This window comes from Engelhardtia mirabilis, from assembly GCF_007748095.1.
Lineage (GTDB): Bacteria > Planctomycetota > UBA1135 > UBA1135.
This window is the reverse complement of record NZ_CP036287.1, coordinates 6,313,198-6,335,238: the sequence shown is the minus strand read 5'-3', so window position 1 is coordinate 6,335,238 and position 22,041 is coordinate 6,313,198. Positions and strand designations below refer to the sequence as shown.

13 protein-coding genes are annotated in these 22,041 nt (G+C 70.5%); 12 read left to right on the top strand and 1 reads right to left on the bottom strand.

The window, feature by feature from the left end; all coding sequences use genetic code 11:
- Positions 1 to 123: 123 nt before the first annotated feature.
- Positions 124 to 1,851 (top strand): FG-GAP repeat protein, encoded by a 1,728-nt coding sequence (locus Pla133_RS23340; RefSeq protein ID WP_145069818.1) that lies wholly within the window; start codon positions 124 to 126, stop codon positions 1,849 to 1,851.
- Between the two features lie 23 nt (positions 1,852 to 1,874).
- On the opposite strand, the gene Pla133_RS23335 is transcribed toward Pla133_RS23340, so the two are convergent.
- Positions 1,875 to 2,765 carry a CHRD domain-containing protein gene (locus tag Pla133_RS23335; protein ID WP_419191889.1) on the bottom strand — a complete coding sequence of 297 codons (891 nt, stop codon included), beginning with the start codon at positions 2,763 to 2,765 and terminating at the stop codon, positions 1,875 to 1,877.
- Positions 2,766 to 3,300: 535 nt separating this feature from the next.
- On the opposite strand from Pla133_RS23335, the gene Pla133_RS23330 reads away from it, so the two are divergent.
- The 11 genes from Pla133_RS23330 (at position 3,301) to Pla133_RS23275 (ending at position 21,789) form a co-directional block, all read left to right on the top strand.
- Positions 3,301 to 4,440: a radical SAM/SPASM domain-containing protein gene (locus Pla133_RS23330; RefSeq protein WP_145069814.1), complete on the top strand. Its 1,140-nt coding sequence runs from the start codon at positions 3,301 to 3,303 to the stop codon at positions 4,438 to 4,440.
- Between the two features lie 231 nt (positions 4,441 to 4,671).
- Positions 4,672 to 7,437: a DNA translocase FtsK gene (locus Pla133_RS23325; RefSeq protein WP_145069813.1), complete on the top strand. Its 2,766-nt coding sequence runs from the start codon at positions 4,672 to 4,674 to the stop codon at positions 7,435 to 7,437.
- Positions 7,430 to 10,198, top strand: a complete 2,769-nt coding sequence (locus tag Pla133_RS26695; protein WP_419191888.1) for a DNA translocase FtsK — start codon at positions 7,430 to 7,432, stop codon at positions 10,196 to 10,198. The genes Pla133_RS23325 and Pla133_RS26695 overlap by 8 nt, the downstream gene beginning before the upstream one ends.
- Positions 10,199 to 10,370: 172 nt before the next feature.
- Complete coding sequence (locus tag Pla133_RS23310; RefSeq protein WP_145069809.1) at positions 10,371 to 12,449, top strand: right-handed parallel beta-helix repeat-containing protein; 2,079 nt, start codon at positions 10,371 to 10,373, stop codon at positions 12,447 to 12,449.
- Positions 12,450 to 12,711: 262 nt separating this feature from the next.
- Complete coding sequence (gene rimO / locus Pla133_RS23305; protein ID WP_419191887.1) at positions 12,712 to 14,109, top strand: 30S ribosomal protein S12 methylthiotransferase RimO; 1,398 nt, start codon at positions 12,712 to 12,714, stop codon at positions 14,107 to 14,109.
- Positions 14,106 to 14,771 carry a CDP-diacylglycerol--glycerol-3-phosphate 3-phosphatidyltransferase gene (gene pgsA / locus Pla133_RS23300; RefSeq protein ID WP_145069804.1) on the top strand — a complete coding sequence of 222 codons (666 nt, stop codon included), beginning with the start codon at positions 14,106 to 14,108 and terminating at the stop codon, positions 14,769 to 14,771. The genes rimO and pgsA overlap by 4 nt, the downstream gene beginning before the upstream one ends.
- Positions 14,771 to 15,256, top strand: a complete 486-nt coding sequence (locus Pla133_RS23295) for a phosphatidylglycerophosphatase A family protein (RefSeq protein WP_145069802.1) — start codon at positions 14,771 to 14,773, stop codon at positions 15,254 to 15,256. Before pgsA ends, Pla133_RS23295 begins: the two co-directional genes overlap by 1 nt.
- Positions 15,253 to 16,629, top strand: a complete 1,377-nt coding sequence (locus Pla133_RS23290; RefSeq protein ID WP_145069799.1) for a PP2C family protein-serine/threonine phosphatase — start codon at positions 15,253 to 15,255, stop codon at positions 16,627 to 16,629. Before Pla133_RS23295 ends, Pla133_RS23290 begins: the two co-directional genes overlap by 4 nt.
- Positions 16,630 to 16,632: 3 nt before the next feature.
- On the top strand, positions 16,633 to 16,911 hold the full coding sequence (locus tag Pla133_RS23285; RefSeq protein WP_145069797.1) for a MazG nucleotide pyrophosphohydrolase domain-containing protein: 279 nt from the start codon (positions 16,633 to 16,635) through the stop codon (positions 16,909 to 16,911).
- A 24-nt stretch (positions 16,912 to 16,935) separates the two neighbouring features.
- Positions 16,936 to 19,266 carry a replication restart helicase PriA gene (gene priA, locus Pla133_RS23280; protein WP_145069795.1) on the top strand — a complete coding sequence of 777 codons (2,331 nt, stop codon included), beginning with the start codon at positions 16,936 to 16,938 and terminating at the stop codon, positions 19,264 to 19,266.
- 84 nt (positions 19,267 to 19,350) lie between these two features.
- Positions 19,351 to 21,789 (top strand): toll/interleukin-1 receptor domain-containing protein, encoded by a 2,439-nt coding sequence (locus Pla133_RS23275; protein WP_145069793.1) that lies wholly within the window; start codon positions 19,351 to 19,353, stop codon positions 21,787 to 21,789.
- Positions 21,790 to 22,041: the final 252 nt, after the last annotated feature.

Here is a 22,041-nt window from a genome sequence, read left to right as displayed (position 1 = left end):
GCGTGCTGGGCGCGGATCCTGGTGACCGAACCGGGCCAATCCCGCCACACCGGCCTGGGCTCCGTAACGGTGGTGCTGGCTCGGACCAGGGTAGGTCGGCCGTCCCGCTCAGAGACGTCATCCATGAACCACGCGCTGACCTCACTCGCCCAGACGCTCCTGATCGGGAGCGTCGCCGCCGCCGTGCCGACCCAGCAGAGCGACGAGGTCAAGCTCCTCGCTGGCGACCCGGGGCTGCACGACCACTTCGGCCGGACCTTGAGCCTGTGGGGCGAGCGGGTCGTGGTGGGGTCGCGTTTCGACGGTCTCGGGGGCGTGGAGCTCGCGGGCTCGGCCTACGTGTTCCTGCGCCAGGGCGACGGCTGGGTCCAGGAGGCCAAGCTCACCGCGGCGGACGCCGAAGCCGAGGACGTGTTCGGGCACGCCGTCGCGATCTTCGGTGACACGGCGCTCGTCGGCGCCCGCAACGACGACCACGCCGGCGGCATCGACGCGGGCTCGGCCTACGTCTTCGTGCGGGACGCCGGCGGTTGGTCGCAACAGGCCAAGCTGACCGCCGGCGACGCCGCTGCGGGCGACCACTTCGGCGTGTCGGTCGCGATCGCGGGGGACCTGGCCCTGGTGGGGGCGCTCTACGGCGACGCTCCCGGCGCTGCGGACGCGGGGTCCGTCTACGTGTTCCGGCGCAGCGGCGCGAGCTGGAGCCAAGAGGCCGAGCTGAACCCCGCCGACGCGGCGGCCCTCGACGGCTTCGGTTGGATCGTCGCCCTCGACGGCGAAACCGCCTTGATCGGCTCGCGCTTCGACGACGTGGCCGGCGTGGTGGACGCGGGCTCGGCCTACCTGTTCGAACGCAATGGCGCGGGCTGGAGCGAGGTGACCAAGTTCGCACCGAGCGGTCTGGCTGCCGGCGACGAGTTCGGCAGCTCCGTCGCCCTCGAGGGCGACACGGCGGTCGTCGGGACGCCCCGGCGCAACCTGCCCGGCGCGCCCGACGCGGGCACGGTGCTGGTCTACCGCCGCGACGGCGCGGCCTGGAGCCAGGAGGCCGCGCTGACCGCGAGCGACGCCGAGGCCGGCGACTCCTTCGGCCATCGGGTGGCCTTGCACGGGGACCTGCTCGCCGTGGGCGCGGCCCAGGACGACCACGCGGGCGGATTCGATGCGGGCTCGGCTTACCTCTTGCGGCGCGAAGGAAGCGCTTGGACCGAGCTGACGAAGTTCACCGCCAGCGACGCGAGCGACTCGGAGAACTACGGCTCGATCGTCGCCGTCGCGGACGACCTGGTCCTGGTGGGGGCGCCCCACGACGACATCGACGGCCTCGTCCACGCGGGCTCCGTCTACGCCTATCCCCTCGGCGGCGACTGCAACGGCAACGGCTCGCCCGACCTGTTGGACCTGGCGGCCGGGACCTCGCTCGATCTCGACGGCGAGGGCACGCCGGACGAATGCCAGGCCCTCGCGGCCAGTGCCGCGAGCATCTCGATCGCGGCCGGCGGGACGGTCGACTTCGCGCTCGGCGCAGGAGCAACCCACGCGGCCGAGTTGTACGTCCTCTTGGGATCCCTCTCCGGCACAGCCCCCGGGTTGCCGGTGGACGGGCTGGTGCTGCCACTGAACGTCGACGGCTACTTGCTGCAGACCCTGGGTGGCGGCGGACCGCTCGTGGCCGGCATCGGCCTGCTCGACGGCGCCGGCGCGGGCTCGGCCTCCCTGACGATCCCGGCCGGCGCCCTGCCCACCGCGCTCGCCGGCGCGACGGTGCACCACGCCTTCGCCGCCTTCGACCTGGCGGCGAGTCAAGTCACCCTCACCAGCAACGCGATCCCCACCGCGCTCGAGCCGTAGGAGCCCGAGCGCGGAGGTGCCGCTCACATGCCGAAGTAGAGCTCCACGCCCTCGGTCAGGCCCAGGGTCGAGTTCGCGACGAGCAAGCCCTGGGCGTAGGCGCGCCAGCCGATCAGGCTCGGCTCGTTCGGGATGTCGAGGGTCCGCGGCAGGGGCGTGCCGGGTCCCTGCCAACCGTAGGCGGGCAGGGCCAGGATCGGGTTCGGCGGGAACGCGCTGATCAAGAGTTCGCCCACCGGACCGCCCATGCCGAGGCCCTCGACCATGAGCCCCGTCCCGGTCAGCGAGAAGAACGGATCGGGAGCGGTCGAGATGTAGAGGATCCCCGTCCCCGGCGCCGTCTGCGATCCCGTGGGGTTGTCGATGCCGAAGGTCAGGGTCGTGCCCACCACCGGAGCGCCCGCCAGGATCGTGAGGCTGCCGGCCGGGTTCACACCGGAGCCCAGGGTCACGACCGCCGGCTCGGCCACGATCTGCCCGCGGATCTCGCCGCCGCCGAACTCCCAGGTGTGCACGACCACGTAGTAGAGGCCGTTCAGCATGTCCTTGACCTGAGTCGGGTTGGCCAGGTTGTCGCTGCCGAAGATCGTGCCGTTGGTCGTCCCGTCGAACTGCAGCACCAACTTGACCGGCGCGTGCTCGAAGGGGAGCGCGGGTCCGTGGATGTGGACGCCGGAGACCTCGCCCATCAGCCCCGCGAAGGTGCCCTGGGCGGTGACCAGCCCATTCGTCGGGTCGAGGGTGATCTGCACCGTGCCCGTGCCCGGCGACGGAGTCTCCATCTGCACGCCGTCGATGGGCACCGTGTAGTCGTTCTGAGCCGTGGCCGCGGCCAGGTTGGCCGATGCCACGACCAGCGGGACGAGCATGGCGAGGCAACGGGGGTGGCGGATCGAGAGGTCGGCGAGCTGCATCGGGGTCGATTCCTGGGGTTGCGAAGGCAAGGCGAGGCCTCGAGCACGGGCTCTCCGGGCGGCCGCGGGGGTGTAGCCACCGAGCCCTGGTCGCGGGGGCTCGAGCGTTACGGCGAACTCTGCCTCGGCCCTGCGCTTCCGAGGTGCGAACGAGTGATCGAGCGCCCGCCGTAACGGCCTGGCGCCCGTGACCAGGAGGGCGGGACGCGGGGGCGACCCCACGCTTCCATGCCTCGCGGCCACGACCCTCGATTGACCCCTGCCCTGATGCCCTTGCCTTGCCTCTCGCCGACCTCGACCCATCGCATCCGCGACCGCGAGTCGCGGTCGAAGGGCCGTGCTGAGCCCGCACCGGCCGAGTTGGTCGCCGTTCCAAGCGTCGAACTCGGACGCGGGCGCCGCCCAGTGCGTCGAACGCATCCCGCACGACTCCGAGTTCGCAGTCAGTGCGGTTCGATCGTCGAGGTGATCCCCGCGAGCTTGGGCTGCCCACGGCTCGCCGCGCGCCCCAGTCGGCCGCGGATGCTGGCCTCCGATGCGAGCTAGGTTCTTCGGCCTCGTTCGCCGGGCCCTGTATCGACTGCTGCCGGCGCGCTGGGTGGGAGCCCTCGTCGCGCGCCGCCTGCCGCGCTTCGCGAACCTCGAGGTGACGACCCAATGCAACCTGCGCTGCCCCCTGTGCCCGACGCACCTCGTGCCACGTGAATCCCGCTTCCTCAGCAGGGATCAGGCCTTCGACGTGCTCGAGAGCACCCGCGGCTCCCTGGCCGAGATCAGCTTCCACATCCAGGGCGAACCGACGGTGCACCCCGAGCTGTTCGAGATCGTGGCGCGCTGCCGCGAGCTGGGGGTCAAGTCGTGGCTCGGAACCAACGGCATGCTGGTCGGTCAGAAGCTGGAGGCGATCCTCGCCAGCGGGCTGAGCGGGATCTCGATCGACATCGACGGGGCCGACGCCCTGGATTACTCGCGCTACCGCCGCGGCGGTGACTTCGAGCGCGTGGTCGGCGGGGTGCGGCGGCTGGTCGAGGCCCGGAGTGCGCGCGGCGCGCGAGAGCCCGTGGTCCAGCTCCAGGCGATCCTGTTCCCCTACAACCTCCCGCGCCGCGAGGAGCTGCGAGTCCTGTTCCGAAGCCTCGGGGCCGACCGCATCCGCTTCAAGCGACCCTCCTACTTCCACGACTACTCCCGCGGCGAGGCGCTCGGAGTGCGCTTGGACCCGCAGTTGCGTGCGCGGACGGAGGTGGCCGCGGCGCAGTTCGTCGAGTCCATCGGCGTCGGGGCGGGGTCGCATGGACAGGACGCGGGCTCCGGCGGGGGCGGCTCCGGCAAGGACGGATCCACCGGCGCCAGCTCCGACGGGGACGAGCGGGATGGGGCCGGGCCGAACGGCCCCACGCCGGGCGCCGCCCCCGACCAGGGCTCCCGCCAGGTTCCCGAGCGAGGCGGCCGCTTCTACCGCAACCGGCGCTTCTGCCCGCAGCTCGAGCACGCCTCGATCCTCTCCGACGGTCGGGTCGTGGCCTGTTGCATGGACGCCCTCGGCACCACGACCTTCGGCAACCTGGCCCAGGAGAACTTCGCCGACATCTGGCGCGGCCGCCGCCACGCGGAAGTCGTCGCGCGCTTCGTGCGCCGCGAGCTGCCCCTGTGCCGGTCGTGCACCTTGGGTTGATTCGCCGGCAGGACCCGGAAGCCGGCCAACGACCGGCGCCCTGGCCTCAGAGACGCGGGTGGTCTCATCGAAGTCCATCGAGCCAACCTCCGGCCTTTCGCCGGCTTCGGTTCAGTCCGCTTGCAGGAGCGTCGCCGTCGTTGAACCGTCCCCTCGCGGTTGCGACCATGCGTCCGCGGGCAGGACCGACTCCGGGAATGGCCGGCGTCCCGAGCTTCCCGCATCCGATCCATGGCACGCGCTGCCTCCAAGTCGACATCCAAGAAGGGCAAGGCCAAGTCCAAGGCCAAGCGCGGTGCTGCGCCCGGTCCGGGGCGCATTCGCGTGGCCCTGGGGCGCATCGGCCAGCTCGTCGGCGGCTTGGTCGCCGGGGCCGACGACGAGGAGACCCACGGGCACCTGCGCGAGATCGGGGCCCTGCTCCTGATCGGATTCGCGGTCTGGCTCGGGATCGCCCTGTTCAGCTTCCACCAGCCCTACAGCGACGCCAGCGGCGCGGCCTACTCGGGGGTCAACTGGGGCGGGCAACTCGGCTTCTACCTGGCGTCGTGGGTGCTGGTCGCCCTGGGTCTGGCGGGGTACCTGTGCGTGGCCCTGGGCATCGCCTGGGGGGCCGTGCTGGTCTCCGGCCGGGAGGTCTGGTGGCCCCTGCTGCGGGTCTTCGGGACGCTCTGCTTCCTGTTCTCGACGGCCCTGCTGCTGCAGCTCTCCCTGGGTGAGGGCTTCCACGAGCGGATGCTGGCCGGCGGCTCGTCGAACCTGCCCTACGGCCCCGGCGGCTGGCTGGCGCGGGAGCTGATCGGCCCCAGCGAGAACCACTCGGCCGACGCTCCGGCGGTGCTGATCGCCAAGTTCGGCCGGCCGGGCCTGTGGATCCTGCTGCTCGGGATCTCGCTCAGCTCGTTCCTGCTGGCCACCGAGCGCACCTTCTACCCGTCAATTCGTGCGCTGCTGGACTGGCTCGGTGAGCGCCGCGAGAGCCAGGGCGAGGGCGCCGGGGCCGCGGTCAAGGGCTTCGCGGGTCGCACCCTGCGCGGTTGGTGGGACTTCCTGCGCGGGGCCGATCTCGAACTCGAGCCCCAGGCCCCGCCGGCGGCTGCGGCCAAGGCCAAGGCCAAGGCCACCAAGACCACCCCGAAGAAGACCTCCAAGAAGAAGGCCGAGGAAGAGGCCCAGCCCGAGCTGTTCGAAGAGTACGAGGACGACGAAGAGGGCGAGTGGGAAGAGGAAGGCGCCGAGGAGGAGTGGGACGAGGAGCCCGCGGCCTCGGACGACGAGGAGTGGGAGGAAGGCGACGAGGACGAGGAGTGGGAGGAAGAAGACGGCGACGAGGCCTGGGACGAGGACGAGGAGTGGGAGTACGAGGACGAGGAAGAGGCCGACGCCGATGAGGTCGAGCCGATCGTCCCCGCGGCGGCCCTGCCCAAGAAGAAGCCCACCTTCAACGCGCCGATCTCCCTGCCCTTCGATCCGCCGACGCCGCCCCCGGGCCCGTGGAAGTTCCCGCCCCTCGACCTGCTCGAGCCGCCTTCGGTCAACTCCGGCGTGACCGAGGAGGCCCGCGGCAAGATCGAGGCCCAGGCCGAGAAGCTCGAGAACGCCCTGCGCTCCTTCCGCGTCGAGGCCAACGTGGTCGGCTCGACCATCGGCCCGTCCGTGACCATGTTCGAGCTCGAGGTGGCCCAGGGCACGCGCATGAACCGCGTGACGACCCTCAGCTCGGAGATCGCCGCCGCGCTCAAGGCCCGCTCGGTGCGGATCATCGCGCCGATCCCCGGCCGCTCGACGATCGGCATCGAGGTGCCCAACGGTGCGCGGCGCCTGGTGCGCTTCAGCGAGCTGATCTGCAAGGAGGCCTACGATCCCAAGTTCGCGGCGCTCCCGCTGTTCCTGGGCATGGACGCCGAGGGCAACCCGATCGTCGAGGACCTGGCGCGCATGCCGCACCTCTTGATCGCGGGTCAGACCGGCGCCGGCAAGTCCGTCTGCATCAACACGATCATCGCCAGCCTGCTGCTGACCCGCACCCCACACGAGGTGCAGATGATCATGGTCGACCCCAAGATGGTCGAGCTGGCGATGTACTCGAACGTGCCGCACCAGATGTGTCCGGTGGTCACGGACATGAAGCACGCGACCAACGTGCTGTTGTGGGCCGTCGAGAAGATGGAGGGGCGCTACGACCTCTTCAAGAACGCCGGCGTACGCAACATCAAGGGCTACAACGCCCTGGGCGAGGACAAGTTGAAGGAGCGCATGGGCGACGACTTCAACGAGGAGCGCACCCCGCGCCACGTGCCCTACATCGTGATCATCATCGACGAGATGGCCGACCTGATGATGATCTCGAAGAAGGAGGCCGAGCAGGCCATCACGCGCCTGGCGCAGAAGTCGCGCGCGGTCGGCATCCACGTGATCGTGGCCACCCAGCGCCCCTCCACGGACGTGATCACTGGTGTTCTGAAGGCCAACCTGCCCACGCGCATCGCCTTCACCGTGGCCAGCAAGATCGACAGCCGCGTGATCCTGGACGCCATGGGCGCCGAGAAGCTGCTCGGTCAGGGCGACATGCTCTACAACCCGCCGCAGTCCTCCTCGCTCAAGCGGGTGCAGGGCGCGCTGGTCGAGGACCACGAGCTGCAGGCGATCGTGGACTTCGTGGAGCAGGAGTCGGCGCCGACCTTCAGCCAGGAGCTGATCCAGGCCGCCAGCGGGTCGCGGTCGGAGACCCTGGCCGACAAGGATCCGTCCGAGCAGGACGACCTGTGGGACGACGCGGTGCGCGTGATCCTCAAGAGCAAGCGTGGTTCGGCAAGCCTGCTCCAGCGCGCGCTGGGCATCGGCTACACCCGGGCCAGCAGACTGATCGACATGATGCGCGACAACGGTGTCGTCGGCGCGCACAAGGGCAGCAAGGCCAGTGAGGTCCTGTTGACCCTCGAGCAGTGGGAAGAGATGTACGGCGCTGCCGCAGGCTCCGGAGTCGACGATGACTGAACAAACTGAACGGCGCGCCCGCTTCGGTGCGCGCGACTACGCGGGCCTGGCCCTCTTCGCCGTCGGCACCCTCGTGGCGGCCTCGGCCGTCGCCGGCCTGCTCCAGGGCACCGCCGACGAGAACCTCAATCCGCTGACCCGCCTGGTCGTGGGCTTGATCGGCCTGGCGGGGCATTGGCCCCTGCTGGTGATCTCGATCGGGCTCTTGGTGCTTGGCGCCCTGCTGTTCGTCAGCCCTCGAAGGGTCAAGCCCGCGCCCACGGCGGCGGGCGGAGCGGCTCTGCTCGTGGGGCTCAGCCTGGGTTTCGGAGCCCTGACCGGTGGCTCCGCCGGCGGCGCCCTGGGCGCCGTCCTGGTGGGCGCCGAGAGCGGAACGGCGATCGTCGTCCTGGGCTTGGCACTGGGGCTAATCGCCTTCGCAGCAGGCGCTTACGGGGTGGCGGTCGGTTTCGGCCTGGCCCCGGGGGCGAAACCTTGGGTCCGCGGCGATGTAGACAAGACGGAACGCGGGACTTCTTCCGCGCCGAGCGAAGCCAGGCCGATCCAGGCGAAGGGGCGTCGCAAGGGTGCCGGCGACAAGCCGCAGCCCAGCGCGCAGCCGAGGATCGAGGTCGAGGCGTCGCCTAGCGCAGCGAAGTCCGGTGCGGCCGTCGAGGCCGTTCCCGAGAGCAAGACCTCTTCGGATTCCACCGGCGTGAACACCCCCGGGGTCCGACCGATGTCGGCATCCTCCCCGGCTTCCAAAGCGGTCCCGAAGCCCGGGACCCAAGAACGTGCAGAACCAAGAACCAAAACTCCCGCGCCTCACGTGGCGCGACCCCTCGAAGGCGCCGGCGGTGGACCTGACCGGTCCGGCCAGCCCGCTGCAACGGATATGGGGGCCGGCGTTCGTCCGTTCGGATCCGCCGCAGCCGCAGCGGCCGCCGCGGCGGCGACGTCCGAGCAACCCGTCGACCTGACCGGCGCGGGGAGCGGGCGATCCAAGACCGATGCTCCTTCCGAGCCGGACGCGGTCGTCGTAGCGCCGGACGAGGGCAGCGTGGGGAACGTGCGGCCGATGCGTCGGGTCGAGGACTCGACGAAGGCGGAGCCGGCCGCAGCCGACGTCGCACCCCCGACCGTCGGCGAGCTGCTGGCCGCGCAAGAGGCCGCCGCGGCGCAGGCGCGCGAGGACGCAGTCGATGACGCCCTGTCGGCGGCCACGGAGGCCGACCCGGGCGGCTTCGCCGCGAAGCTGCCGGACGCCGAGGAGGAACTCGACGGCGACGAGGACGACTGGGACGAGGCCGCCGAAGCCCTCGCCGCCGGTGAGGAGCTCGAGGACGAGGAAGAGTCCGAGGAGGACGAGGTCACCACGCCCCCGGCCGCCGTCCAGAGCGAGGACGACGACGAGGAGTGGGACGAAGAAGAAGAGGACGAGGACGCCGTCGCCGAGCTCGATGAGGGTGAGGAAGAGGACGACGAAGACGACGAGGAGTGGGAGTGGGTCGAAGAAGACGACGACGATGAGGTCGTCGCCGAGGGCGACGAAGAGGACGAAGACGACGAGGAGTGGGAGGAAGACGAGGCCGAAGAGGTCTACGCCGAGGACGACGACGAGGAAGAGGACGAAGAGGACGACGGCGAGTGGGAGTACGAGGACGAAGAGGACGAGGCTGTAGCCACGGACTCCGAAGAACTCGTCGCCGAGCAGCCCGCTGCGGAGTCGAAGGGCGGCGCCAAGAACAAGGGCGGCAACACCGGCAAGAGCACGGCCAAGGTGCCCACGGAGGTCACGACCTCCGAGGCGCAAGCCGAGGGTGAAGTCGTCCGCGCCCACGCCTCGGGGCCCGCCCAGCGCGGGCTGTTCTCCGAGCTGGACGAGTCCGGCGTGGTCCACGAGCCTGCTGACGAAGCCGTGGCAGAGGCGACTCCCCAGCCGGCGGCAAAGGCCGGCTCCCAGTCGAAGGCCCAGTCGAAGGGCAAGTCGAAGGCGACCGCCAAGGCAGGGTCAAAGTCGTCCGACGAGAGCGAGTCCGACCCTCGAGCGAGCGTCGAGCCGGAACCTGTCGCTACACATGTCGCTTCGCAGGCCATCGACCCGGAGCCGGTGGTCGAGACCGCGCCCGCAGCGCTGCCTGTCGAGGATGTCGCCTCCGACGTCCAGGCGCCGGCCGCCACCGGAGTCACCGAGGGCGCAAACGAGGCCGAAGCGAAGGCCGAGCCCGAGGCCAAGGCACCTGACAAGGGCAAGGCGAAGGTCGAGCCGAAGTCCAAGGTTGAGCCCAAGGCGACTGCGGAATCCAAGCCCAAGGCTGAACCCAAGGCCAAGGCCAAGTCCGAACCGAAGGTGAAGACTTCTTCGAAAGCCAAGGCCAGCGCGAAGGCCGACAAGGAGGCCGACGCCGAGTCGGCCGACGCTCCGGTAGTTGAGGCCGCTGCCGCTCCGAAGACGAAGCAGCCGGCGGTCGCAGCAGCCGCCGAATCGGCCGACGTCGTGCTCGAGCCCGCCGCCCGCACCTCCCTGCCGAGCCAGCCGATCGACTTCGGCTCCGACCACGACAAGCTGGTCTACGAGGCCGGCTGCATGTTCCTCGACGAGGGGCGCGTGGCCGTGTCGATGCTGCAGAAGCGCTACGAGCTCGACTTCAAGACCTCCACCGCGATCCTCGACGAGCTCCAGCAACGCGGCCTGATCGGGCCCTACCTGGGCGGCAAGCGCCGGGACATCCTGATCACCAAGGACGAGTGGACGGCCCTCGTGGCAGGCACCTCGAGCTGAGCCGTCGCCGGTCCGACCTCAGGCGGGCCGCGCAGCGATGAGCTGCGCGGCCCGCCTGCGTTCGGTCGCGGGCCGGGGCTCGAGTTTTTGGCCAATGCCAGAAACTCGGAGGGCAGGTCACGACGCCAACCCGCGTCCGACCCCCCTGTCCAAATCACAGAACCCGAATCCAATGCGATTGCACACCACTCTCCCTCTCGTCGTCGCCAGCCTGGCGGCGCCCGCCCTCGCCCAGAGCACCATCACCGTCGCCAAGGACGGCAGCGGCAATTTCCTGAGCATCAGCGCCGCGATCAGCAGCGCCTCGAGCGGCGACCGGATCGAGGTCCTCGATTCAGAGATCTACCGCGAGGAATTCGACCTCGGCATCAAGGACCTGGAGATCGTCGGCGTCGCCACCGACCCCCCGATGATCATCCCTCCCAGCGTCCACACCGCGCCCCTGTGCACGATCGCCGGCGGACAGAGTTCGGCCACCCTGCTCCAGAACCTGCAGTTCGGCGATGACCTCTTCGGCAGTGGCAGCCTCGGCGGCAGCGACCACGGCGCGCTGGTGATCCGCGAGTCGGCTCCCCGCATCCTCGAGTGTGACTTCTTCCAGAACGGGAACGGCTCGTCGACGTTCAGCGACGGTGTGCTCGGCTCTCCGACCCTGGACGTCTCCGGCGCGATCAGCTCGTACGCCTCGAGCCCCTTCATTTCCGACTGCTACTTCGCGGGGAACAACTCGGGCACGGGCGCGGGAGGTGCGATTCGCATCATCGACAACCTGGCCAGCGGCGGCACGGCCGTGATCGCCAACAGCCTGTTCCTCGTCAACGAGTCCTCCGAGCGCGGTGGAGCCGTGTTCGTGTGGGGCGATGTGTCAACGGTCATCGCCGGCAACGAGTTCTACGTCAACGTGTGCGCCGAAGACCAGATGCCGGCGACCGACCCGGTCGGCGGCGGTTCCATCGCCGTGATCGAGACCGGCGAGAGCCCCGTGGTGATCCGCGGCAACCTGTTCGGCAGTAGCAATGCCTTCACCAACGGCGGAGCGGTGCTGGTCTACGAGGCCGAGGTCGCCTTCCAGGACAACCAGATCGAGGGCGACGTGCGGATCTCGGCGGTCAACCCGACGAGCAAGCTCAAGGGCGGCGGTGTCTGCGTGATGAGCGGCTCGGCCAGCTTCTTCCACGACGCCTTTGCGGGTTGCTTCAGCGAGGGACGTGGAGGCGCTCTGGCCATCGTCGGCGAATCGGCTGTGACGGTCACCGACTGCTCGTTCATCGACTGCGAGGCACGCAGCGGGGGCGCCGGAGAGCCGGCCGACGGCGGCGGTGTCTACGTGCACCACTCCGACGTGGAGGTCGATGAGTGCTACTTCGAGGGCTGCAGCGCGAGCTCTTCGCTGATCCCCGGCAACCCGGGCGTAGCGCGCGGTGGCGCGGTCTCGATCCGCAATCCAGGCCTGAACAGCGCGGGCATCGTGCGGGTCAAGGACTGCGAGTTCAGGGACAACCAGGCCGCGGACCTGGGCGGTGCCGTGTTCGTGACGGCCACCGACGCCGTGCCCGGCGGCGGGCTCGGCAAGGCCATCGTGCGCACCAGCCAATTCTTCGACAACGGTGAGGTGGGCGTCGCGCCCGCCGAGGGCGGTGCCATCTACGCCTCGAAGGCGGACGTGGAGATCCTGCGCAACGAGTTGCTCCGCAACTACGCCGCCGGCGGCGGCGGGGGGGTGCGCTTCGACCTGATGCCGAGCGGGGCCCGCATCGACAACAACCTCATTGCCCGCTGCGAGGCTCCAGTGGGGTCGGGCATGTGGATCCAAGTCGATTCGAGCTTCGTATCGATCACCTCCAATACGCTGGCCAACTGCGTCGGGTCCACGAGCGGCGGGTCGGGTTCGGCACTCTACGTGTCCCCGGGAGGCAACTTGATCATCTTCAACACGATCAGTTGGAACCACACAGGCGGATCGATCGCCGCCGGGAACCAGGCGCAGGCGCGGACCTACAATTGCTGCATCGAGGCCGACGCCAACAACCTCTGGACCTCGGTTTCGAATGACATCTTCGTGGATCCGCTCTTCGTCAATCTGCTCGGTGACGATTACCACCTGACCCAGACCTCGCCCTGCGTCGACACGGGCAACTCCACGACGCCCCTGCTGACCAACAAGGACATCGACGGTGATCCGCGGATTTCCGGAGCCCTCGGCATGGTCGATCGCGGAGCGGACGAGGTCCACGACGCCGCAGGCATCTGAAGGCGCTGGGGTGACTGGATCCGCCCGACCGGCCGACGGATACGGCTGAGATCGAGGCCGCCGAGCGGGTCGCGGGGCGAGGCTCCGCGACCCGGCTCGTATCGCGGGACCCCCAGGGCGAGACGCGGGAGTCCAGCTCGATCGGCGGCCATGGGTGGGGCCCCCGGATCGGACTCGTGGCGTCGCGGCGCTGGCCGGAGCGGGGTGTCGACCGGATAGAATCCGGGCCCTCCCGCCCGCTCAGCGAGCCCCGAGCCAGCCCGTGCCTCCCTCCTCCACCGCCCAACCCACCGCGAGCCCCGTCACCACCGCCCTGGTCCACCTGGGCTGCGCCCGCAACCTGATCGACTCCGAGCTGATCCTGGCTCGGATGGCGGAAGCGGGCTGCATGGTCACCGGGGACCCGGCCGAGGCCGACGTGGTCGTGGTCAACACCTGCTCGTTCATCGGGCTGGCGCGCGAGGAGTCGAACTCGGCCATCGCCGAGCAGCTGGCCCACAAGCGCGCCGGGCGCATCAAGGCGGTGGCCGTGGCCGGCTGCCTGGTGCAGCGCTACAAGCGCCAGCTCCAACGCAAGTACCCGGACGTGGACCTGTGGGCGGAGATCTCCGACTACGGCGAGCTGGCCAAGTCGATCTTCAAGCTGGGCAGCGGCGAGCGGGTGCCGGCCTACCTCGAGGCCCTCGAGGGGCGCGGGGACGAGCGCGAGGGCGCGCGCCTGCTCGCGACGCCCGGCTCCTACGCCTACCTGCGGATCAGCCACGGCTGCGACCACCAGTGCAGCTTCTGCGCGATCCCGATCATGCGCGGCAAGCACCGCTCCAAGCGCCTGCCCGCCGTCCTGGCCGAGGCCGAGGAGCTGATCGGCGCGGGCGTGCGCGAGTTGGTCGTGGTGGCCGAGGACTCCACCGCCTGGGGCCGCGACATGGATCTGGAGCTGCCCGACCTGGTGCGCGCCGTGGCCGACCTCGACGGCGAGCACCAGGTGCGCGTCATGTACGCCTACCCCAACCGCTTCCCCTGGGGCCTGACCGAACTGCTGCGCGACCACCCGCGCGTGGCGAACTACCTGGACATCCCGGTCCAGCACATCGCCACGCCGGTCCTGCGCGCCATGCGCCGCCACGGCTCCGGCGACCAGGTGCGTCGGATCCTCGACCGGCTGCTCGAGGAGGTCCCGGATCTGACCCTGCGCACGACCCTCCTGATGGGCTTTCCCGGCGAGACCGACGCCGACGCCGCCGAGGCGGCCGCCTTCGTCGAGGAGTACCGCCTCGGGCGGCTGGGCGCCTTCACCTACTCCCCTGAGGAGGGCACGACCGGCTTCGACCTGCCCGGGCGCGTGGACCCGGCCGTGGCCGACGAGCGCGTGCGCGCCGTCCTGGCCGCGCGTGACCGCGTCCTTGGCGCCAGCCAGGAGGCCTTGATCGGCAAGCCCCAGGTGCTCTTGATCGACGAGCTGCACCCGGCGGGCTCCGACGCAGAGCCCGGCCTGCGCGCCGTCTGCCGCCCCGAGCGCGACGCCCCCGAGGTCGACCTCCTGGCCCTGGTCGATCTGCCCGCGGACGTCGATATCGACGTCGGCGACCGTATCGTGGGGATCCCGATCGCTGTCGACGACGAGTTGAACCTGATCTGCGAGCCGGACTACGACGAATGAGCGCCGCCGAAGTGCCCAGCGAGTCCCCGCAAGCTCCCGCTCCCGTCCGCACCACCGGGCGCGACAGCGCTGGCATCTTCGCCTACTGGCCCAACCGCATCACCGCGATCCGGTTCGTGGGCGCCCTGCTCCTGTTCGCAATCCTGGCCTGGATGGGCGATCGCCCGCCGACGGAGCTGTTCGTGCCCCTGGCGATCTCCTTCTGGCTGTTCATCCTCGTGGCCTCGACCGACTTCGTCGACGGCTGGCTGGCCCGCCGCGACGGCCACGTGACCACCTTCGGACGCATCGCGGACCCCTTCGTCGACAAGGTGCTGGTGGTCGGGACCTTCGTCTTCCTGGCGGTTCTGCCCTGGTCCCAGCCCTTCCTGCCGGCCTGGGTGGTGGTCGTGGTCCTGGCGCGCGAGTTCCTCGTGACCGGCATCCGCGGCTACGCCGAGAGCCAGGGCCTGGAGTTCGGCGCCGACCGCTTCGGCAAGTTCAAGATGATCGTGCAGTGCATCGCCATCGGCGCGATGCTCGGCCTGCACGGCATCCCGTGGCCCACGCCGCTGTACGAAGCCGTGCGCCTGATCGCCCACGTCGCCGTCTGGGGCACCCTGATCACCACGGTCGGCTCCGGCGCGACCTACGTCCTCAAGTTGCAGCGGATGGTGTCGTAGTGGACAAACTCAAGCTCGGCATCGTCTCCTGCGGCTACCTGGGCTGCTCGCCCTTCGCCCCCGGGACTTTCGGGACCCTGGGTGGCGTGGCCATCGCCTGGGGCCTGTCCTTCACCGGCAACTTCGCCGTGTGGAGCCTCGTGGCGGCCGTGCTCGTGTACCTGGTCGGCCGCAGCCTCGGCGACTGGTCCGAGGCCTACGCCGGCAAGAAGGACCCGGGCATCTTCGTGCTCGACGAGGTCGTGGGCTACCTGGTCACGGTTTGGTGGCTCGGCAGCCCGACCTACCTGACGCTGATCGTCGGTTTCTTCGTCTTCCGTCTGTTCGACATCGTCAAGCCCCCGCCGGCGCGACGCATGGAGCGCCTGGGCGGCGGTGACGGCATCCTGCTCGACGACGTGGTCGCCGGGCTCTACGGCCTGGCCGTGATGGCGGCGGCGAGGCTGCTGCTGCTCGAGCCCGCCAACTGGACCCTGGTCGGGTGAGTCGGGGACGCGGAGCGGAGCGCTCGGGGGGCATCGGCCTCGCCGCGCGCTTCACCTTCGCCATCGCGGGGGCGCTGGTCCTCGTGGGTGGCGGGGCGGGCTACCTGATCGTGCGCAGCGCGACGGCGGTGACCGAGAACTACGCCGAGCGGCTGCTGGCCAGCTCGGTGGCGCTGAGTGAGCGCGCCGAGTCGGGCGCCTGGCGGGCGGCCGGCGGCACGGGCACGCGGCGCGGCGAGCGGCACGAGGGGGGCGTGTCGAGCGAGCCCGTGCGCGTCGACGGAGCCGTGGACGCCGAGCTGTTCCGCGCCGGCGAGGGCTCCGCAGAGGTGCGGCTGTTCGTGCCCGCCGAGCGCGACGACGTGGGCCGCACCCTGCTCGGCCTGGTCCTGCCGATCCTGGCCGCCATGGTGCTGGTGGGCGTGGGCGTTGCCTGGTGGGCGGCCAGCCAGTTCACGAGCCCCCTGCGCGCGATCATCAAGTCCGTGCGGCAGATCTCGATCCACGACCCGCGCTACCGCGGGCGGGTCGGCGGCGGGGGCAGCGAGATCGCCTCGCTCAGCCGTGCGCTCGACCGCATGAGCGACGAGCTCTCCGAAGCCCGCGAGGCGGAGCTCGAGCTCGACGCCCGAGAGCGCGAGGCGGAGCTGACCGGCGCCGTGCGCGACGCGCTGATGCCCCTGGCCACGCCCCTGCTGGCGGGCTTCGACGTGGGCGCCTTCCACCTGGCCGGGCCCGAGCTCGGCGGCGCCTTCCACGACTTCATCGAGCTCGACGACGGCTCCCTCGGGCTGCTGGTCTGCGACGTCGGCGCCAGCGGCGCGCCCGCGGCCCTGATCGGCGCCACCGCCCGCGCCTTCCTGCGCTCGGCCCTGCGCCGCGGCGACGAGGTCACCGCCGCCCTGGCCGAGGTCAACCGCGAGCTGGCCCGCGACGTGTTGCGCGGCACCTGGGTCAGCGCCCTCTACGTGCAGCTCGAGCCCGGCGGCGACGCGGCCACGGTGGTCTGCGCCGGGCACCGCCTGCCGGTGCTGCGGATCGGCGCGGCGGACGGCAAGCTGCGCGTGCTGCAGCCCGGCGGCCTCGCGCTGGGCCTCGACAAGGGGCCGGTGTTCGCGCGCCGGCTCGACGTCCAACGCCTGGAGGTGGCCCCCGGCGACCGGCTGGTCCTGGCCGGCGCCGCCGCCGCGGGCCTGCCCGACGAGAACGGCGACGAGCTGGGCGAGCGCGGCTTCTACCAGCTCGTGGTGGGGCGCGCGGGCCTGTCGACCGACCGCTTCCTGCGCGGCCTGCGCGCGGACCTCGAAGCCTTTTGCGCGGATGAGGTGTTCCCGGCGGACCTCTCGGTCGTCACTGTTCGGAGGGACGACTGACCCATGCAGATCCGCGAGTTCCAAGACCTGATCCGACAGCTCTACTTCGAGCGCGACACCGAGCGCGGCCTCGAGGGCACCTACATGTGGTTCGCCGAGGAGGTCGGCGAGCTGACCCGCGACCTGCGCCGCGGGGCGCCGGATGACGAGCTGGCGGGGGAGTTCGCCGACGTCTTCGCCTGGCTAGCGAGCCTGGCGTCCATGCGCGGCATCGACCTCGAGGACGCGGTGCGCGCCAAGTACCTGGCGGACGGCGTGCCCGGCCACCACAAGGACCGCTGAGGGCTCGAGGGGCCCCCCGTTACCGTGGCCACCGGCCTGTTCGGAGAACTCGACGACGAGCCGAGGCCGCCTCGTAGGCGCGCCAAGAAACCCGCTGCGCCGAAGGTCGATGCGCCCCCGGTGGAGCCGCCCAAGGTCGTCGCCAACGTGGCCCTGGCGCGGCCCGTGCGCACGGAGTTCAGCTACACGATCCCCGTCGAGTTGGAAGGGGCCGTGACCCTCGGCGTGCGCGTGCGCGTGCCCTTCGGGCGGCGCACCGAGGTCGGCGTGGTGGTGGCGGTGGGTCCGCCGAGCGACAAGGATCTGGCCGCGGCCCACAAGCTGCGCGCCATCGAGCGCTGCCTCGACACCGAGCCGGTGGTCGACGCGCCGCTGCTCGATCTGACGCGCTGGATGGCGACCCAGTACGGCTGCGCCTGGGGCGAGGCCCTGGGCGCGATCCTGCCGGCGCCGCTCAAGCGCGAGCGCCAGACCAAACGCATCTGGATGGCGCGCGCGACCGAGGCAGCGACGCCGGAGGCCCTGGCCGAGCTGGAGGAGAAGAGCCCCGAGCAGCACCGCCTCTTGCGGACCCTGCTCGGCATCGAGGGCGAGATCGGCCTGCGCGACCTGACGAACAAGCTGGGGCTGTCCGAGTCGCCCGCGCGGACCCTGGCCAAGAAGGGCTTGGTCGAGCTGCGCTCGGCCGCCTTCGAGCCCTTCGAGGTGGGCGAGCAGGGCCGCGAGCGCAGCACGCCGCCGGAGCTGTTCGAGGCCCAGGCCTGGGCGGTGGACGCCATCAGCCACTGCGTCGAGACGCGCAAGCACCGCAGCTTTCTGCTCGAGGGCGTGACCGGCAGCGGCAAGACCGAGGTCTACCTGCGGGTCATCGAGCGCGCCCTGGCCGCGGGGCGCTCGGCGATCGTGCTGGTGCCGGAGATCTCGCTCACGCCCCAGACCGTGGGCTGGTTCCGCTCGCGCTTCAACGACGTGGCCGTGCTGCACAGCCGCATGACCGACGCCCAGCGCCTGTCCGCCTGGCGGCGTGCGCGGCACGGGGAGGCGCGGGTGATCGTCGGCGCGCGCTCGGCGGTCTTCGCGCCGGTGGTGGACCTGGGCGTGATCGTGATCGACGAGGAGCACGAGCCGTCGTTCAAGCAGGCCTCGACGCCGCGCTACCACGCCCGCGACGTGGCCCTGGAGCGTGCGCGCCGCGAGGGGGCCGTGTGCGTGCTGGGCTCGGCCACCCCGGCCCTGGAGACCTGGCACGCCGCGCGCACCGGCGTCCACGCGCACCTGTCCCTGCCCGAGCGCGTTGGCGGCCGCCCCATGCCGCGGGTCGAGATCGTCGACATGCGGACCGAGCCCACGGGCGAGTTCGGCGCGCTGTTCTCCCGCAACCTGCGTCAGCACTTGGAGGGCGCGCTGCAGCGCGGCGAGCAGGGCATCCTGTTCCTCAACCGCCGCGGCTACGCGCCCGTCCTGTGGTGCCCGGGCTGTCGCACGACCGTGCGCTGCGCCCAGTGCGACGTGCCGATGACCTGGCACCGCGACATCGACCGCCTGGTCTGCCACCTGTGCCAGAACGAGACGGCGGTGCCGCGCAACTGCCCGACCTGCTCGGCACCCGGCGGCCGCATGATCGGCGCGGGTTCGGAACGCGTGGAGCGCACCCTGCGCAAGCTGTTCCCTTCCGCGCGCGTCGCCCGCATGGACTCGGACACCATGCACCGGCGCGAGGACTACGAGCGCACCCTCTCGGCCTTCGGCTCGGGCGAGCTCGACTTCCTGGTCGGCACCCAGATGATCGCCAAGGGACTCGACTTCCCGCGCGTCACCGTGGTCGGCATCGTCTCGGCGGACACGTCCCTACACCTGCCCGACTTCCGCTCCGCCGAACGCACCTTCCAGCTCATCAGCCAGGTCGCCGGCCGCGCCGGCCGCGCGGACCTCGCCGGCCACATCGTGGTCCAGACCGAGAACCCCGAGCACCCGGCCGTGCGCTTCGCCGCGCGCCACGACTTCACGAGCTTCGCCGAGGCCGAGCTGGTCTCGCGCCGCGAACTGGGCTACCCGCCCTTCGGCAGGATCTTGCGCGCCGTCTTCGAGGACGAGGACGGCAGCAAAGCCGCCAGCGTCGCCGACTCCGCCTGCCAAGCCCTGCACGCCGCCCTCGACGGCACCGACGCGGTCGTCCTCGGCCCGGCCCCGGCGCCGATGTCCCTCGTGCGCGGCCGCTACCGCCACCACCTCTTGGTCAAGACCCCGGTGGGCTCGGCGCGCTTCGCCACCGCCCGCGAGCTGCTGCTCGAGCTGGCGGAGTCCACCGCACGCCCCCGCATCGGCGTGGACGTGGATCCGATGGGGATGCTGTGACAGCCTTCCGAAGCTGTATGGAACTCTCTGGCTGCAGCCGATGACTTCGCGCGTGGCAGACAGAAGAACGTAAGCGTGGTGGGCATGGAAGAGGACGCTGAAGCTGGTGGTGCCGCGGAGGGGCTCAGGGTCTTCGTCTGCTATGCCCACGACGACGGTAGTGAGCGTGCTGCCCTTGCGACAGCGTTGGGCGCCACCGGGATCGAGCCGGTCGGCGACTGGCTTCTCACGCCAGGGAGCCCGGACTTCCGTTCCGAGATCGACGATCTTGTCGCGTCCTCGGATGCGATGGTCGTGCTCGTATCGAGGTCACTCGAATCCTCGTCCGAGTGTCGACGAGAGCTTGAACTGGCGGGCGAGTGGGGGCAGAGGCTGGTGCCAGTCCGGATCGATCCGGATTGTGAGGGCGAGGGTCTGCCCCTGAGTGTGCGGTCCGCCCAGTGGGTCCTCACCTGGCCCGCCGTGGGTGAGTCTGCGCGGGCGATCGCGGCTGCGGCTCGAACCGACTTCGTCCTGTCGAGGTTCGCTTCGCAGGTTCTGCGGGCGGCTCGTGAATGGGCGGAGGCTTCCAGCAGGAGCGCTCACCTGGATGGCCGAGATCTGCGTCGTTTCGAGGCCTGGACCGCCCGTGCCGCAGTCGACCCGCAGCTCCTTCCGCGTCCGTCGAAGTTGGCCACCGAGTTCGTTGCCGCGGCGCGGCGGAGGGCACGACGTGTTCTGGCCCTGTCGACCGTAGGCGCGGTGACGCTCGCGCTCTCGGCGGGCGCGGTGCTGACGATCGGCTATTCGCGCGAGATGCTTCGTCGAAACGCCGGGTCGGATCGCGCGGCAGCCTTCGCGGACACGGTCGGTGCCGAGCGCGAGGCCCTGGAGGCGGCACTCGATGCCGTCCGACCGTCGTGGCTCCCGACCCCTCCAACGGCTCGAATCGGGCTGGCACGTGCCATTGTGGCTGCCGAGAAGCGGTTCGTGCTCGGGCGCTTCGACGGCCCGTTGCTCGGCATGGCGTTTGCGCCGGGCGGGAGCACCCTCGCCCTCCTCACCTCACGGGGTCAGGTCCTCGTCGTCGACGTCGAGAGTCTCGGGGCGGCCGTGGAGGTGCGCGACGTCGAGGGCACCGCCATCGCATTCGACGCGGTCGGTGCGCTGGTTATCGGTACGAACCGCGGCGATCTGCTCTGGGCTGATCCGCGCACTGGCGCAATCACCGGGAGGTCGGTCGGGAGCGACGAGGGAATCCAATCGCTGGCGTGCGCCGGACCGACACGCGTGGTAATCGGCGACATCGCCGGCCGCGTCTTCGTCATCGGGACCCCCTCGGGGGCCGCTGGCGAGGTGGAGCTGCTGACGAGCTACCCCCCTAATCAGAGGCTGAGCCTCGCGACCTCGACCGACGGCGAGATCATCGCGTCGTCAGCCAGTTGGGAGATGCGCTTCCACAGTGCGGCGTCGGGCGATCTGCTGGACAGAAGTGACGGCTCTTACTTGATTCAGGGATTCGCCGACCAGCGGAGATTGCTTGCGGTGGATGGGCAGGGGCAGTTCATCTCTGCAGCAGTCGATCCGCCCGAGATGGGGTTCTTCGGAATTCCTCGTCGAGCCGGCGATTCGCGCGTCTCGAGCGCCGTTCAATCGCGCGACGGTCGGTGGGTCGTGAGCGGAAGTGACAGCGGGAGAGTCCACCTTTGGACTGCACACGACGTGGCTCCGCTTGGCGATATCTACCTGGGGACCTACCCCGTCGACCAGATCGCGGCGACCGAGGACTTGGCCTGGATCGCGGTGGCGGACATGCTGGGGCGCGTTCAGGTTCTTGAAGGACGCGCTCGTGGCGCGAGCCGGGTGCTGCAAGGGCCTCGATCCGGTTCGACGCGCCCGCCGCTCCTGCCCGAGGCGCAGCGAAGTCGGCTGACCGTGAGTGGTGACGGCGTCGTCGATCTGCGAGTCGACCAACTTAGCGGCGATTTGATCGCTCGATTCGAGGACGGTGCGATCCGGAGTTGGCCGCGCGGCTGGTCGGCGTCGGAGTCAAGACCGGAGTCCGTGGACGCGATTTCGACGGCACTGTCTCCCTCGGTTGCGGTCCCCTCGGGGTGGAAGCCTGAATGGGGCGAGACCTCGCTGGTGACCTCTTCGCTCGACCGTGATTGGCTTGCGGCGGTGGGCGGGCGCATTTCGATACGAACGCGCCGCACGGGCGATCGGGATTGGCGCGAGCTAGCTCGGCCAGGCGGCATCTCGGCGGTGACGGCCCTTGCGTTCGACGCTCGCTCGTCGATGTTGGCGATCGGCGACGACGACGGGCCCGTCGCCATTTGCGGGCTGAGGTTCGATGTGATTCTGGTCGACTCGAGCACGGGTCCGAGCACCGTTACGGCCTTGGCCTTCGATCCTGCCGGCAGCGAGCTCGCCGCGGGCTACGCAGACGGCTGTGTCGCGGTCTTTCCGGTCTCGCTACGCGCGCAACGCGAAGTAGCTGAAGGATTGCTTGCCCGGCTAGAGGCGCTCGGGCAGCGGCGCTAGTCCAGCGTCCGACGGGGTGGTATCTCGGCGGTGCCCGGATGCCCGCGCGAAGACACCGCGGGTGCCATGTGCTCGCAGGAGTCTCCTTCTACGCGCTCTGGATCAACGGCACAGGCTCCGAGCCGGGCTTGGATCTGCTAGCGAGCGCGACCTCCCTCCTCCTGCCGCTCATTTCTGACGGTCGCCCGATGGAGCCTGATTGGCACGCCGGCCTTCCAGGGCTTCGTCGGCGTCACGGATGCCCAGGGCTAC

Excerpts from the sequence above, each read along its gene's own strand:
- Pla133_RS26695 (WP_419191888.1), top strand. The coding sequence starts at position 7,430 with ATGACTGAACAAACTGAACGGCGCGCCCGCTTCGGTGCGCGCGACTAC.
- Pla133_RS23335 (WP_419191889.1), bottom strand. The coding sequence starts at position 2,765 with ATGCAGCTCGCCGACCTCTCGATCCGCCACCCCCGTTGCCTCGCCATG.
- Pla133_RS23340 (WP_145069818.1), top strand. The coding sequence starts at position 124 with ATGAACCACGCGCTGACCTCACTCGCCCAGACGCTCCTGATCGGGAGC.
- Pla133_RS23325 (WP_145069813.1), top strand. The coding sequence starts at position 4,672 with ATGGCACGCGCTGCCTCCAAGTCGACATCCAAGAAGGGCAAGGCCAAG.
- Pla133_RS23275 (WP_145069793.1), top strand. The coding sequence starts at position 19,351 with ATGGAAGAGGACGCTGAAGCTGGTGGTGCCGCGGAGGGGCTCAGGGTC.
- Pla133_RS23310 (WP_145069809.1), top strand. The coding sequence starts at position 10,371 with ATGCGATTGCACACCACTCTCCCTCTCGTCGTCGCCAGCCTGGCGGCG.
- Pla133_RS23285 (WP_145069797.1), top strand. The coding sequence starts at position 16,633 with ATGCAGATCCGCGAGTTCCAAGACCTGATCCGACAGCTCTACTTCGAG.
- Pla133_RS23330 (WP_145069814.1), top strand. The coding sequence starts at position 3,301 with ATGCGAGCTAGGTTCTTCGGCCTCGTTCGCCGGGCCCTGTATCGACTG.
- pgsA (WP_145069804.1), top strand. The coding sequence starts at position 14,106 with ATGAGCGCCGCCGAAGTGCCCAGCGAGTCCCCGCAAGCTCCCGCTCCC.